Annotated in this window: 11 protein-coding genes; 3 read left to right on the top strand and 8 right to left on the bottom strand. The window is 70.8% G+C overall.

Annotated features, from left to right (window positions below):
- Positions 1-44 precede the first annotated feature (44 nt).
- The 5 genes from AC069K_RS25505 to AC069K_RS25525 all read right to left on the bottom strand — a co-directional run bounded on the left by AC069K_RS25505 (position 45) and on the right by AC069K_RS25525 (position 6,999).
- Positions 45-1,547 carry a glutamine synthetase family protein gene (locus AC069K_RS25505; RefSeq protein WP_478620196.1) on the bottom strand — a complete coding sequence of 501 codons (1,503 nt, stop codon included), beginning with the start codon at positions 1,545-1,547 and terminating at the stop codon, positions 45-47.
- Between the two features lie 3 nt (positions 1,548-1,550).
- On the bottom strand, positions 1,551-2,930 hold the full coding sequence (locus tag AC069K_RS25510) for an amidase (RefSeq protein ID WP_358832650.1): 1,380 nt from the start codon (positions 2,928-2,930) through the stop codon (positions 1,551-1,553).
- Positions 2,931-2,963: 33 nt separating this feature from the next.
- A complete protein-coding gene (locus AC069K_RS25515; protein WP_478620199.1) occupies positions 2,964-4,883 on the bottom strand; it encodes a hypothetical protein in 1,920 nt (639 codons plus the stop codon).
- A complete protein-coding gene (locus AC069K_RS25520) occupies positions 4,880-5,230 on the bottom strand; it encodes a 4Fe-4S dicluster-binding protein (RefSeq protein ID WP_358832652.1) in 351 nt (116 codons plus the stop codon). Before AC069K_RS25520 ends, AC069K_RS25515 begins: the two co-directional genes overlap by 4 nt.
- Before the next feature lie 833 nt (positions 5,231-6,063).
- Positions 6,064-6,999, bottom strand: a complete 936-nt coding sequence (locus AC069K_RS25525; protein WP_478620202.1) for a sigma-70 family RNA polymerase sigma factor — start codon at positions 6,997-6,999, stop codon at positions 6,064-6,066.
- Positions 7,000-7,236: 237 nt separating this feature from the next.
- On the opposite strand from AC069K_RS25525, the gene AC069K_RS25530 reads away from it, so the two are divergent.
- The 3 genes from AC069K_RS25530 to AC069K_RS25540 all read left to right on the top strand — a co-directional run bounded on the left by AC069K_RS25530 (position 7,237) and on the right by AC069K_RS25540 (position 11,403).
- Complete coding sequence (locus AC069K_RS25530) at positions 7,237-9,426, top strand: MMPL family transporter (RefSeq protein WP_365112478.1); 2,190 nt, start codon at positions 7,237-7,239, stop codon at positions 9,424-9,426.
- Between the two features lie 170 nt (positions 9,427-9,596).
- Positions 9,597-10,361 carry an SDR family oxidoreductase gene (locus AC069K_RS25535; RefSeq protein WP_478620205.1) on the top strand — a complete coding sequence of 255 codons (765 nt, stop codon included), beginning with the start codon at positions 9,597-9,599 and terminating at the stop codon, positions 10,359-10,361.
- 169 nt (positions 10,362-10,530) lie between these two features.
- Positions 10,531-11,403, top strand: a complete 873-nt coding sequence (locus AC069K_RS25540) for a sigma-70 family RNA polymerase sigma factor (protein WP_478620208.1) — start codon at positions 10,531-10,533, stop codon at positions 11,401-11,403.
- Positions 11,404-11,614: 211 nt separating this feature from the next.
- Here the strand turns inward: AC069K_RS25540 and AC069K_RS25545 are convergent, their stop codons facing one another.
- The 3 genes from AC069K_RS25545 to AC069K_RS25555 form a co-directional block, all read right to left on the bottom strand.
- Entirely contained in the window at positions 11,615-12,367 is a 753-nt protein-coding gene (locus AC069K_RS25545; protein WP_478620211.1) for a gamma-glutamyl-gamma-aminobutyrate hydrolase family protein, read from the bottom strand.
- Between the two features lie 18 nt (positions 12,368-12,385).
- A complete protein-coding gene (locus AC069K_RS25550; RefSeq protein WP_478620214.1) occupies positions 12,386-13,213 on the bottom strand; it encodes an NAD(P)H-binding protein in 828 nt (275 codons plus the stop codon).
- 328 nt (positions 13,214-13,541) lie between these two features.
- Entirely contained in the window at positions 13,542-13,997 is a 456-nt protein-coding gene (locus AC069K_RS25555) for a VOC family protein (RefSeq protein WP_358832659.1), read from the bottom strand.
- Positions 13,998-14,195 lie beyond the last annotated feature (198 nt).

The following is a 14,195-nucleotide window of genomic DNA, read 5'->3' on the forward strand; positions in this document are numbered from 1 at the left end:
GCACCCCCAGGGTGAGCTTGTCGACAGGTGGTTCGCAGGGGCCATCAGTAGGCCTCGAAGTATTCGCGCTGTTCCCACTCGGTGACCTGGCCCTCGGCGGGCCGCTCCTGGGCGCGCCAGGCCTCGAAGCGGGAGACCTCGCTCTCCTTGAGCTTGGCCAGCGTGGCGGCGAGCGGCTTGCCGAGCAGTTCGGCGCCCTGACCGGCCCGGAAGGCCTCCAGAGCCTCGTCGAGGGACTGCGGCAGCGTCTCGGTCGCGCCCTCGGCGCCGGCCGGGCGCGGGGCCGTGCCGGGGGTGGCGGTGAGCCCGTCGAAGCCCGCGGAGAGCTGGGCCGCGATGGCGAGGTAGGGGTTGGCGGTGGGCTCGCCGGTCCGGTTCTCGACGTGGGTGGCGGAGCCGCCGCCGACGACGCGGAGCATCACGCTGCGGTCCTCGTAGCTCCAGCCGATCCGGGTCGGCGAGAGCGAGAACTCCGAGCTGAGGCGGCGGTAGCCGTTGACCGTGGGCACCGAGAGCAGACACAGGTCGCGGGCGCGGGCCAGCAGACCGTCGATGTACGCCCGGCCCCGGTCCGAGATGCCGCCGCCCTCGGCCGCGAAGACGTTGCGGCCGGTCGCGTCCATCACCGACTGGTGCAGGTGCCAGCCGCTCGGGTCGAAGCTGTCGACGCGCGGCAGCGACATGAAGGTGGCGTGGTAGCCCTGGCGCGCCGCGGTCTGCTTGACCACGGTGCGGAACAGCAGCATCGCGTCGGCGGTGTCCATCGCGTGCATCGGGTTGAAGGTCGTCTCGATCTGGCCCGGACCCGACTCGTGCTCGATCGACCGCAGCGGCAGGCCGAGTCCGAGGAGCTTGAGGGCGAGCGGGCTGGTGAAGTGGGCGACCGAGTCGTAGTGGGAGTCCAGGTTGAACTGGTAGCCCGAGTTCACCGCCTCGACCTGGGGGGCCGCGCCCTGGAGGCCGAAGCCGTTGCCCGCGTTCCCGGGCGGGCCGGGCAGCCGCTTGGTGAGGTACCACTCGACCTCCAGGCCCAGCACCGGGGTGAGGTCGCGGGCCGCGTAGCGGGCGACGACCTGGCGCAGCACGTTGCGCGCGGAGAGCGGGTGCGGGGAGCCGTCGCGCAGGTACTCGTCGCCGAGCACCCAGGCGGTGCGCGGCCCCTCGTGCGGCAGGATCTGGAAGGTCAGCGGGTCCGGCACCAGCACGAAGCTGCCCGCGCCGGCGATCTCGTCGACGCCCACACCGGGGTCGGCGAGGTAGTCGAGCGCCGCCGCGTGACCGGTGTCGAAGATGAAGGGCCCGGAGCTGAAGTCCATGCCGTTGCGCAGGACCGAGCGGAACGCGTCGACGGTCAGCGTCTTGGAGCGGGCCAGACCGTGCGGGTCACCGAAGGCCAGGCGGACGAGGTCGACCTCGTCGAGCGATGCCTCGATCTGCTCGGCGGCGGCGGCCTGTTCATCGGTCCACAGGCCGAACTCGGTGACGAACGCGGGGCGTCCGACGCCGCCCGACTCGGAGAAGGGGCGGGACCACGACCGGGAGAACATGGGTTACAGGATCCTTTCGGTTACTCGGTCCGGTGCGGCCGGCAGGGGACCGAGGTCCGCCTCGAGACGGCGTGCCGCTGACAGGACCAGATCGTCCGCCCCGAACGGGCCCACGAGTTGGAGCCCCACCGGGAGTCCGGCGCGGGTGAGCCCGGCCGGGAGGGAAACGGCCGGCTGGCCAGTCATATTGAAGGGATATGTGGCGGGTGTCCACGCCAGCCAGAGCAGGTCCTGTGGACGGCTCGCCCACTGGGGGCCGATCGCGTACGGGTCGAACGGCTCGATGGGCACGGTGGCCATGGCGAGCAGGTCGTACCGGTCGAAGATCTCGTGCAGGGTGGTGCGCAGCGCGAGGCGCACCTCCTCGGCCCGCATCACGGTCGCGCCGCTGAGCGTGCGCCCGTGCCGGACGATCGCCAGACGGCCCGGGTCGCACCACTCCTCGTCGGCGGGCGAGGTGGAGGCCGCGTCGCTGGCGGCGAGGATGTCGACGAGCGCCGGATACGGGTCGCGGAAGGGCACCTCGATCCGCTCGACGCGGTGGCCCTGGGCGTGCAGCGCGGGCAGCGCCTGCTCGCTGACCCGGCGGACCTCCGCGGAGGTGCCCGGGAACTCGATCCAGCCGATCCGCAGCGAGCGGCGCTGGCCCGGCAGGTCGACGGTGCCGATCAGCGAGTCCGGGTCGCCCGGATGGCCGCCGGTGATCACCGAGGCGAGCTCGACGACGTCCGGCACGGTCCGCGCGATCGGCCCCTGGTGGGAGAGCCGGTCGGCGCAGGCGGGCACATAGGGCACCTTGGCGAACGACGGCTTGTAGCCGACGACCCCGCAGAACGCGGCGGGGATGCGGATGGAGCCCGCGCCGTCGGTGCCCAGCGCCCCCGAGCCCAGGCCCGCCGCGACCGCGGCCGCGGCGCCGCCGCTGGAGCCGCCGGCGGTGAGCTCGGGGTCCCACGGGTTGCGGGTGGGCGGAGCCACCCGGCTCACCGTGGAGGCGCTCCAGCCGTACTCCGACGTCGTGGTCTTGCCCACGACGATCGCCCCGGCGGCCCGCAGCCGCGCCACCGAGGGCGCGTCGGCGCGGGGCCGCCGGTTCTCCAGGAGGGATCCCCGGGCGGTGGGCAGGTCCCCGGTCTGGATCAGGTCCTTCACCGAGACGGTGATGCCGAGCAGCGGCTGCCGCTCGAACGCCGCCCGGCCGAGCTCCCGGATCCGGGCGTCGGCCAGCTCGGCCTCCCGTACGGCCTCGTCGCCCGCGACGGAGACGAACGCCCCGAGCTCGATGTCGGTCTTCTGGATGGCGGTGAGGACCGACTGGACGTGCTCGGCCGCGGTGAGCTCGCCCCGGGCGAGGAGCTCGCGTATGTCACCGATGGAGGTCAACGGATCTCCTTGCAAGGACAGGTGGGGCGCCGGTCACGACACCGGGTGCGGCTGCCTGGCTTTCGCCGCCGCGGCCTGGACCGACGTGAGGTGCCATGCGGAGTCGAAGGCGGTGACCTCGATGTCCTCGCCCGCGGCCACCAGCGCGGCGGCGGCGCTCATGGCGCTGGCGATGAAGGCGGAGGTCCGGTGGGCGGCGAGCAGGTCGCTCTCGTCGAACGGCCGGCCCTCGCAGCGCAGCAGACGCAGGTCCATGAACCCGTTGAACGTCCGGCCCAGCACCTCGACCGCCTGCGGGCTGCGGATGCTGAAGCGCACCTTGGCCGCGACATGGCCGTGGTGGTGCTGGTCGGAGTAGAAGGCGACGTCCGGGATGGTCGGCGGGATGAAGTGGTCGCGCTCCACCACGGCGGGCACCTTGGGCAGGTTGCCGGCGATGAAGTGCCAGGAGTTGTACTGCATCCGCGACGACATCGCCCAGGCGGTGTCGGCGAGTTGGGGCACCGAGTCCTCGAAGTAGCGCTTGGCCGCGGGGGCCGGCACCACACAGCAGAAGAAGTCGGTGATGTCCCACTTGGTGATCTCGGCGTAGCTCTGCTCCCGCAGGGCGCGCATCAGCTCCGGCAGGGAGCGCATGCCGCGGCTCATCGCGAAGTCGGCCTCGAAGACGTCGGTCGCCCCGGCCACCGTCTCGTACACCAGGGCTTCGAGGCCGGTGCCGAAGTCGCCGTACGGGCGGGCCAGCCAGTCCGGGGAGGCGGTCAGGCTCGCGCTCAGCTCCTCGAAGGTGGTCCCGGCGACCGGGAGCCGCTCGCGCAGCCGCTCCACGAGCTCCGCCTCGCGCCGCATCGACTCCTCGCCGTACGGCCCGGCCAGGCGCTCGATCTTGTGCATCAGCGCGCCGTGGATCTCGCGGTAGAGCTGGGCGTTGGGCAGGACGTGCCCGACGCGCCGCTCGCGCAGCGCCTTCGCCAGGGTGTTGAGCGCCTCGACCCGGTGGGTGGGCGCGGCCGGGACCGGCTCGCCGCCGGGCACCGCGTTGTAGTTGCGCCGGGTGCGCTCCAGCAGATACGCGAGGTGGTCCAGGCTGAGCTGGGTGCCGTTGGCCTCCTCGATGCGGCCGGCGCCCGCCGACCGTACGAGCAGGGTGAGGCAGACGACCAGCATCGCGTCGTGGTCGGACCAGCGCTCCATCTCGACGCCCAGCAGACTGCTGAACGTCTCGCTGGGGTGGCCCGCCCACAGGGTCTTGCCGATGAGGTTGTTGCCCTCGCGGAAGTTGGTGTAGAGCTTCCCCTCCTGGTGGAGGACGAAGGGGGCGGTGCGCAGCGCCGACTCCCGTACGGTCTCCAGGAGTTCGTCGCGGGCCGGGGTGCCGAGCGCGGCCAGCCACTGGCGGCAGTCGACGACCTGGTCGGCGTAGCGGGCGGCGGCGCGGTTGACCTCGCTCTCGTAGTCGAGCAGGTCCTGCGCCGACCACGGCACGCTCATCACACCGTCGACCAGGTTCTCCTCGTCGGCGAGCGAGCCCTGGGAGGGGACGCGGACGACGATGCGGCCGGTGGTGGTCAGGCCCAGCTCGCCCAGGAACGCGGGGCGCTCCTGGGAGTCGCGCACCGGGGCGGGCAGGTCCTCCTCGCGCCAGGAGATGCCGCAGAGCACCTTGAGCGCCGCCTCGTCCGCGGTGCGCAGCGCGCGCAGCTGGACGTCGGCGGGGACATGGCCGTCCAGGGTGAGCAGGGTGTTCACCGCGGTCCGCAGGTCACGGGCCTCGACCGCCTTCTCCCAGGCGTTCTTCAGGAGGGTGGGAAAGCCCGCCTCCTCGTCCTTGACGCGGTCCGGCTTCGGCGTGGCCCCGGCCACCGCGCCCAGGCGGCTGGGCCGGCGGCTCTGCCGCTTCTTGGCGTTGATGGCGCGGCGCGACGTGCCGTTGCGCTCAGCGAAACTGGTCATGACACACCCTCAGCGGTAAGCCCGATGTGGTTCCACATCGCGTCGGACGTCGGGGTCCAGTCCTCGTCCACGTAGATGCAGTCGACGGGGCACTCCAGGACGCACTTGGGGCAGCCCGAGCAGAGCTCGGGGATGATGACGACGTCGAGCCCGTTGTCGAAGATGGCGTTGAACTCGGGCGGGCAGGCACGCAGGCAGGTGTCGCAGGTGATGCACTCGGCCCGCTCGATGCGGCGCGGGGGCTTCTTCCAGGTCTCGCTGCGCTTGCGCTCGGCGATCACCTTGTTGCGCCCGGATACCGAGCCTTCCACCTCGTCGAGTGAGTCGTCCGAAGTATTCGTGGGCATGTGGCCCCCCTCTTGTCCTGTTTCGCTCGTGACCACGTAAGAGAGCATCAATAGCGCGCCGCACCGTGGCGACGTCGGCCAGAATTACACGGAGGCCCGCTTCATGGGAACGGCGGGCGAGCGGTGTGCAGGCGCGGATCAAAACGTGCGGTGGATTCCTGCTGGAGGGAATCTTGAATCGCGCGGACTCCTGATAATCCCCGGTGGGGCAAGGGGATGCAATATGCTCAAGTCAGCACCGCGCGGACGTGGCGGGGGCGGCCGGGGCACCGCCGAGGAACGTCTCTGACCTGCGGGAACCGGGGGGATCGGGGCCGGACCCGCGATCCGCGGGCGGGGGCCGCGGCGGATGCTCCGTACGAAGGTATACGCGAAGCGCGCCCGTGCAACCGCGGAACTTTCGCAGTCGAACACCTTGCGCGCACACCCCCGCTCGGCACCTGCGCGCGCCCCCGGTCGCGGGTGTCACCGCACGGGTTTACGGGCGCGGTGTCCGTTATCCATTCACGTGCGCATTTCCGTCTCGCCGGAACGGGGGCGAGGAAAAGGGAATCCCTTGATCGGTGCGGCGCATAAAGTGATCGACGCCACCCGGTAAGAGGGGCAGGTAAGCGGGCCGGTAAGAGGCGCTCGCGTATGCGGCCGGAAAACGGGGGCGGATTTCTCCGGGACGTCAATTGTTCAACGAGGCAGCCGCGCGGACGGCGGCGGAGACGGATGGCGCCCGGGGCCGCACGCGGGCGGCGCGCCACCGGGTCTTCCTCCCGGTGACGCGCCGCTGTTGGTCCGGACGCCGGCTGGACGGCCGCTGGAGTACGCCTGGCGGCGTCCCCTCACTCGCCCAGGATCGTCAGATCCGTCCGGCTGAGCCGGTCGGGGGCGGCCCGCATGTCGATCCCGGTGATCCGCTCGTCCACGATCGTGAACCCGAAGACCACCCGGGGCCGTCCGCGCGGCGCCCACACCGCGCCCACCGCCCCGTCCACCAGCGCCAGTCGGGCGTAACGCGCCCGGCCCGAGAAGGTCCTGGCCACCGAGGCGGCCCCCCGCACCTCCGCGCCCGGCGCGCCCGCCGCCACCGCCTCCGGGTCGGCGTGCAGCACCACCTCGGGGTCGAGCATCGCCACCAGCGTGTCGAAGTCACCGCCGCGCGAGGCGGCGAGGAAGGAGTCCACGATCCGCCGCATCCGGTCCGGGCCCGCCTCGGGCAGCGGGTCCACGCTCCGCACCCGCACCCGCGCCCGGCCCGCCAGTTCGCGGGCGGCGTCGGCCCCGGCGGCGCCGACGATGGGCGCGATCTCCTCGTAGGGCAGACCGAACAGGTCGTGCAGGACGAACGCCATCCGCTCGGCCGGGTCCAGCGTCTCCAGGACCACCAGCAGCGCCAGGCCCACCGAGTCCGCGAGCAACTCCTGGTGGGCCGGGCCCATCCGGGCCAGGTCCGCCGCCAGCGCGGCCGGCACCGGGGCCGCCAGATCGTCCGGCGCCCGGCGCGCGGCGGGTACCCGCGGCAGCAGTGCGTCGGGCAGCACCGCCCTGCGCGAGCGCAGCCGGTCGAGGGAGACGTTGGCGACCACCGTCATCAACCACGCGGGCAGGCCCCGGACCCCCTCGTCCGTGGCGTCGTCGCCGCTGTCGATGATCTGTAACCACGCTTCCTCGACGGCTTCGTCGGCCTCGTTCAGCGAGCCCAGCATCCGGTATGCCACGGCCCGCAGATGCGGTCGGCTCTCCTCGAAACGCCGCGCCAGCCATTCGCCGTCGTCCATCGGTCACATTCCTTCGTCGCGCTCCGTCAGTGAGTGACGAACGCGTCACGGTCACACCCTCTGGCCACGTTCCGTCATAGCAGTGACGAACAAAACCCAGCTCATGTGACAGGAAGAGGTACCCCGATCGGGTCGAGGCGATCGGGTCGTACAGGGGAGGCCCCTCGAACAGACCGAGTTCGACCGAGCCCTGAGCGCCGCACGGCCGCGCGGGCTCCCGACCCTTAGCGAGCAGTCATGACGACGCATCCTCCATCACCGAGGCAGTCCATCGAGGAGCCGCCGCCCCCAGCCACGTCTTCGTTCGCCCACACGTACGCGAGGGCCGTCGCCGGCCGCCGCTCCAAGTGGGCCGTCCTCGTGCTGTGGGTGCTGCTCATCGTCGTGGGCGGGTCCCTCGCGGCCAAGCTCGGTGACGTACAGAACAACGAGGCCCAGACCTGGTTGCCGAAGAACGCGCAGGCGACGAAGGCGGTGAAGATCGCCGAGGACTACTTCCAGGACAAGGGCCGCCTCGGCGCGGTCGTCGTCTACGCGCGCGAAGACGGCCTGAGCGGCGCCGACTTGGCCAAGGTCAACGCCGACCGGGCCCGGTTCGTCACGGACCGGATCGCCGCGGCGGAGATCCCGCCGGTCACGGTCGCCTCCGACAACAAGGCCGCCTTCCTCAGCGTTCCCATCAAGTCGGACAAGAGTGACAACAGCGTCCTGGGCGACGGCGTGAAGGACCTGCGCAAGGCGGCGGAGAAGGACGCGCCGGACGGCCTCGACGTCAGGATCACGGGCCCGGCCGGCAGCATCGCCGACTTCATCGATGTCTACTCCGGTATGGACGGCGCCCTGATGGGTGCCACGCTCGGACTCGTCGCGATCTTCCTGCTGTTCACCTACCGCAGCCCCATCCTGTGGCTGATCCCGCTGCTCTCGGTGGGCCTGGCCAGCCAGGTCGCCAGCGCCGTCGTCTACCTCCTCGCCAAACACGCGGGGCTGACGGTCAACGGCCAGAGCGCCTATGTGCTGATCGTCCTGGTCCTGGGCGTCGGCACCGACTACGCCCTGCTGCTGATCGCGCGCTATCGCGAGGAGCTGCACCGCCACGAGGACCGCCACGAGGCGATGGTGTACGCGCTGCGCCGCTGCCTGCCCGCGATCACCGCCTCCGCGGCGACCGTCGGCATCGCCACGCTCTGCCTGGTGTTCGGCTCCATGAACTCCACCCGGGGCCTCGGCCCGGTCGTCGCCCTCGGCGTCGTCATCGTCTACTTCGCGATGACCACGCTGCTGCCCGCGTTCCTGGTGATCCTGGGCCGCTGGGTGTTCTGGCCGTTCACCCCGCGCTACTCGGCGCAGTACGTGGACGCGAGCGTCGAGAAGGAGCACGGCTTCTGGGGACGGATCTCCGGCTTCGTGGGCCGCAGGCCGCGCCCGATCTGGATCGGCACGGTCCTGGTGCTCGGCGCGCTGGCGTTCGGCGCGATGTCGCTGTCCACCGGCCAGACCCAGGCCGAGCAGTTCACCAAGAAGGTCGACTCGGTGGCGGGCCAGGAGCTGCTGTCCGAGCACTTCCCGGCCGGCTCCTCGGCCCCCGCCGACGTGTACGTCAAGGACGCGGGCGCGGCCGCCGCGCTCTCCACGGTCCAGGGCGTGCCCGGCGTCACCAAGGCGACCACCGTGGCGTCCAGGAACGGCTGGACGCACATCGAGTCCGTCCTGAAGAACGCGCCGGACACCGAGGCCGCCCGCGCGACCGTCGACCGGATGCGCACCGCGCTCGACCGGGCCTCCGGCGAGGCCCAGGACGCGGTGGTCGGCGGGCAGACGGCGATCGCGCTCGACACCTCCGACGCCCAGGGCAAGGAGGAGAAGGTACTGATCCCGCTCATCCTCGCGGTGGTCCTGATCATGCTGATCATCCTGCTGCGGGCGCTGGTGGCACCGCTGATGCTGCTGCTGTCGGTGGTGCTCTCGTACACCGCGGCCGTGGGCGCGGCGGCGCTGCTCTTCCACGCCGTGGGGTATCCGCGGATCGACCGGGGGCTGCTGCTGTTCGGCTTCCTGTTCCTGGTCGCCCTCGGCGTCGACTACACCATCTTCCTGATGACCCGGGCCCGGGAGGAGGTCGGCAAGCGCGGCCACCGCGACGGCGTCCTCACCAGCCTCACCGTCACCGGTGGTGTGATCACCTCGGCGGGCCTGGTCCTCGCCGCCACCTTCAGCGTCCTCGCGGCCATCCCGACGGTGGCCTCGCTCCAGCAGGGCCTGCTGGTGGCCGTCGGCATCCTGCTGGACACGTTCATCGTCCGCAGCCTGCTGATCCCGGCGCTCGCGCTGGAGCTCGGGCCGAGGTTCTGGCGCCCGGGCCACCCCGAGCGCGACGAGGCGGACCTCCCGGTCGGGCCGCGCGCCGAGTCGGCGCGGCTGGGCTGATCCCGTACGGACGAGAGCGCACCGGCTCGTCCCCGGCCTCGATCGCGGGCGCACCGTTTCCTCCGGGAAGCGGTGCGCCCGTCGTGCGTCCGGGGCCGGTCCGGAACCCGGACGTCACACTTTCGCGGGCCGCCTCGTCAGTGTGGCGACACTTCAACGAAGGAGGAGCCATGACGTCGCCCATCCTGGTGACCGGCGGCACCGGCACGCTGGGACGACTGGTCGTCTCGCGGCTGCGGGACGCCGGCGCCGACGTCCGGGTGCTCAGCAGGAAGAGCCGCCCGGCGCAGAACGGTGTCACCTATGTGACCGGCGACCTCGCCAAGGACCAGGGCATCGGCCCCGCCGTCGAAGGCGTGGGCACGCTCGTGCACTGCGCCAGTGACAAGAAGGGCGACGCCGACGCCACCCGCAACCTGGTCCGCGCGGCCGGGGCGGCGGGCGTCGCCCACCTCGTCTACATCTCCATCGTCGGCGTCGAGGACGTCTCGTTCGGCTACTTCAAGGCGAAGCTGGAGTCGGAGCGGGTGGTCACCGGGTCCGAGGTGCCGTGGACGCTGCTGCGCGTCACCCAGTTCTACGACTTCATCCTCAACGGGGCCCGGAAGGCGAAGAAGCTGCCGCTGGTCCCGGTGCCCGCCGGCTTCAAGGTGCAGCCGATCGACCCGGAGGAGGTGGCGTCCCGGCTCGCCGAGCTGGCCCTGGACAAGCCGGCCGGGCGGGTGCCCGACCTCGTGGGGCCGCAGGCCACCGACGCGGTCGCGATGATCCGCGCCTACCTCAAGGCGGTCCACCGCGGCTCTCCGGTGGTCCCGGTGTGGATGCCGGGCCTGGGGAGGATCCGGGCCGGCGGCCTGCTGCCCAAGGGCCCGCGCGAGGGTTACGACACGGCCCGGGTGACCTGGGAGGAGTTCCTGGCCTCCCGGCTCGGCTGACCGGGCCCGGGCGGGGGCGGCGGGCGGACGGCCTCTCTCCCCGAAGCCCCATTTCATAGGCAATGACCGAACTGGATACCGAACATCCGGATTATGAACGTGATGTGACTTGTCCCATAGGCTGGGTTTCGCAGTGCGTGACGACGGGCCCGGTGGAGGAATGTTGACCATGGACGAGACCGAACTGCTGGCGGAGCGCTTCGAGGCGTACCGCCCCCATCTGCGGGCGGTCGCCTACCGGATGCTGGGCTCGCTGAGCGAGGCCGAGGACGCCGTGCAGGAGTCCTGGTTCCGGCTCAGCCGCGCGGACGTGAGCGCGGTGGAGAACCTGGGCGGCTGGCTGACCACGGTCGTCGCCCGCGTCTGCCTGGACATGCTGCGCTCGCGCGAGTCGCGGCGCGAGGACCTGCTGGGCGAGCGGCCACCGCCCGTCCACCACGGCGCGCACGAGAGCGCGGACCCCGAACAGGAGGCGGTCCTGGTCGACTCGGTCGGCCCGGCGCTGCTCGTGGTGCTCGACACGCTCTCCCCGGCCGAGCGGCTCGCGTTCGTCCTGCACGACATGTTCGCCGTCCCCTTCGACGACATCGCCCCGGTGGTGGGGCGCTCCACCATCGCCACCCGGCAGCTCGCCAGCCGGGCGCGCCGCCGGGTGCAGAACGCCGAGGCCGCGCCCACCGCCGACCGGGGCCGTCAGCGGCAGATCGTCGACGCCTTCCTCGCCGCCTCGCGCGGCGGCCGGTTCGACGAACTGCTCGCCCTGCTCGACCCCGAGGTCGTCGTCCGGGTCGACGGCGCCGCCCTGGCGATGGGCGCGAGCGGCGCCCTCGGTGCCCAGGCGGTCGCCAAGACGTTCTCCGGCCGGGCCCAGGTCGCCCAGCTCGCGCTGGTGGACGGGGCCCCGGGCATGGTCTGGGCGCCGAACGGCAGCGTGAAGGTGGTGTTCGACTTCATCGTCGTGGACGGCCGGATCGCCGCGATCGACATGCTCGCGGACCCCGGGCACCTGGACGAAATGGACGTGAAGATCCTGGCGGCGTAGCCGGGGTCCGCTCCGGGGCGGGTACGGAAGGGACCGGGAAACCGGGAAGGCTCCCTGTTTCCCCTCGAAAAATCCCTGGTTCTCACGGCGAAGACCCCCCCGAAGCCCCGCTCCACCCGGCACGCTCCATGCAACACCAAGAGGCGCAGCCCGGCCATCCGGCCGTGCTGCGCCTCTGTCGTTCCTTGAGCGGACTCCGAGCCGGCGCGGATCAGCCGCGCCGGACCGCCATCCGCTGCCGCGCCGCCTCGGCGAGCGCCGTGAACGGGCTGTCGTCGTCGGACTCCTCGGCGTGCCACTGCACACCGACCGCGAACGGGTGGCCGTCGACCTCGATCGCCTCCACCGTCCCGTCCTCGGACCAGGCGGTCACCGTCAGACCCTCGCCGACCTGGTCGATGACCTGGTGGTGGTGGCAGGGCACGACGTCCTTCTTGAGGAAGTCGGCGATGAGGCTGCCCGGTTCGAGCCGCACCTTCTGCTGTCCGTACTCCTTGCCGCCGGGGGAGTGGTTGTCGTGGCCGACGATGTCCGGCAGGTGCTGCTGGAGGGTGCCGCCGCGCAGGATGTTGATGAGCTGCTCACCGCGGCAGATGCCGAGCGTGGGCAGGTCGTCCGCCAACGCGGCTTCGATCAGGGCGAGTTCGGCACGGTCGCGGGTGGTGTCGTTCCAGCCGGTCTTCTCGTGCTTCTCCTGCCCGTACAGCGCCGGGTCCGCGTCGGGACCCGCGAGCAGCAGCAGACCGTCGAGCCCGCCGATGGTCTGCTCGACACCGGGCTGCGGAGCCAGCAGGACCGGTATGCAGCCGGCGTCGGCGACCTTCTGGACGAACGTCTGCGGAACGAACGTCGCGTCCATCTCGAAGATCGCGAACTTGATCTGGGTCACGACGGCCGTGATGCCGATGACGGGCCGGCGGGTGCGGTCCAGCGAGTTCAGGGTCTCGTTGACGGCGGAATGCACAGTGCACCTCACAAAGGGTCAGATCTTGAGTACGGGGCGGAACTCCGCCTCGTGGTGGGTGATCCACTCGGCGTACGTGTAGGCGGGACGGCCGGTGACGAGGCCGACGGTGGGCAGGACCTCCGCCTCCCCGCCCTGCAACTTCTCGCGGCGGTCAAGGAGTTGGTCGGCGACGTACCCGGAGAGGTAGTTGACCATCGCCGCGCGGACGCGTTCGCGCGGCACCTCCTGGAAGCGGGTGGGGATGCCGAGCGCGGCGCCGAGCATGCGCACCCGTTCCTCCTGGCTGAGCGACTGGGGTCCGGTGATCGCGTGGATCGTGCCGGATTCCGCCGCGAGCAGGGACTTCACCGCGACCGCCGCGATGTCGCGCTCATGGATCGGCGCCATCGCGGAACTTCCGTACACACCGTGCACCACTCCGTCTTTGGCGATCTGGGGTATCCAGAGGAGATCGTTGGACATGAACGCGCTCGGCCGCAGGAACGTCCATGACATTCCCGACTCGACGACGGCCTTCTCGCACGCGATGTGCGGCTCTTCGGCAGCATAGGTGACCGCCTCGGAAGACAGCATGACCACATGTTGCACCCCGGCCCGGGCGATGGCGTCGACCGCTCCCCGGAGCTCGCCGAACACCGGCCACAGATAGAGCCGTTCAACTCCCCGCAGCGCCCGGCCCAGGGTCTCGGGCCGGCTCAGGTCGGCGGCCAGTACCTCCACGTCGCCCGGCAGGGTGCACTTGGCGGGGTCGCGGGCGATGGCCCGTACCCGCTCTCCCGCTTTCAGCAGCTCGTCGACGATGTTTCTGCCGACGTTCCCGGTCGCGCCGGTTACCAAGATCATGTCTTCTCCCGTGGTCAAGGGGGACGTCCGAGGGATGTCGTGCATCTCGCGAAGGCAACGCATACGGGCACGGGTATTCCGGCCCCGGGTGATCCGGCCACGCGCGTAATCCGGGCAGGGAAAAGCGCGTGGAGGGTGAAAAGGGCGGCGAAGAGCCGTGTGGGGCGGGTGAGCGGTGGAGGGCGGCGCTGCGGATCGCCGTGCGGAGAGTTCCGTGAACAAGTGACCGACCGGTAAGTAGGCGGCCCTTGAAAAAACGTTTCCGCAGGGAAGCGTCGGCCATGAGGCGGTAGTGCCTCATGGCCGACGGTGGAGCGGGGACGTGCGGTTACGCGGTCTTGCTCTCGGAGAGGTTGATCCGCCAGGAAACGCCGAAGCGGTCGTTGACCCAGGCGAACTTGGCGCTGAACCCGTAGGTGCCGACCGGCATGATCACCTCACCCTTCTCGGAGAGGCCCTCGAAGACCCGGTCGAACTCCTCGTCCGAGTCGCACTGCACGTACACCGCCATCGCGGGGGAGAACGCGTACGTGTCCCACGGGGCGTGGTCGGAGCCCCGGGCGCCCTCCGGCGGAATGTTGATGCACATGAACTGCTGGCCGGCCAGGGTGAAGACCGCGTGTTGCAGGGTTCCCTCCACCCAGCCCGGCTCACCGGCCCGGGCGCGAATGGTGTTGATCACCTCTGAGCCGTCGAAGAGGGACGTGTAGAAGGTCACCGCCTCCTCGGCATCCTGCGGGAACGCCAGAAAAACCGTGAGCTTCTGCGTGACTGCGGAGGACATCGCTCTCCTTATTAAGTCTGGTGTTCTGCGTGGATCACCATTCCAACATCCATTTCTCCGAGTCAAGAGGGCAACCGCGGAAAGTCGAGGTCGAGCGGCCCATTGGATCTTGATCTCGGGGCGCGTATCCGGAACAAGGCACTTCGGTCTGTTGAATACGTCATTCCTATTCCGTTTATCACTTCCCTTCCGAAGGGC

It is taken from the genome of Streptomyces sp. NPDC043908 (assembly GCF_056435525.1).

Excerpts from the sequence above, each read along its gene's own strand:
- AC069K_RS25540 (WP_478620208.1), top strand. The coding sequence starts at position 10,531 with ATGGACGAGACCGAACTGCTGGCGGAGCGCTTCGAGGCGTACCGCCCC.
- AC069K_RS25505 (WP_478620196.1), bottom strand. The coding sequence starts at position 1,547 with ATGTTCTCCCGGTCGTGGTCCCGCCCCTTCTCCGAGTCGGGCGGCGTC.
- AC069K_RS25535 (WP_478620205.1), top strand. The coding sequence starts at position 9,597 with ATGACGTCGCCCATCCTGGTGACCGGCGGCACCGGCACGCTGGGACGA.
- AC069K_RS25515 (WP_478620199.1), bottom strand. The coding sequence starts at position 4,883 with ATGACCAGTTTCGCTGAGCGCAACGGCACGTCGCGCCGCGCCATCAAC.
- AC069K_RS25530 (WP_365112478.1), top strand. The coding sequence starts at position 7,237 with ATGACGACGCATCCTCCATCACCGAGGCAGTCCATCGAGGAGCCGCCG.
- AC069K_RS25520 (WP_358832652.1), bottom strand. The coding sequence starts at position 5,230 with ATGCCCACGAATACTTCGGACGACTCACTCGACGAGGTGGAAGGCTCG.
- AC069K_RS25550 (WP_478620214.1), bottom strand. The coding sequence starts at position 13,213 with ATGATCTTGGTAACCGGCGCGACCGGGAACGTCGGCAGAAACATCGTC.
- AC069K_RS25555 (WP_358832659.1), bottom strand. The coding sequence starts at position 13,997 with ATGTCCTCCGCAGTCACGCAGAAGCTCACGGTTTTTCTGGCGTTCCCG.
- AC069K_RS25525 (WP_478620202.1), bottom strand. The coding sequence starts at position 6,999 with ATGGACGACGGCGAATGGCTGGCGCGGCGTTTCGAGGAGAGCCGACCG.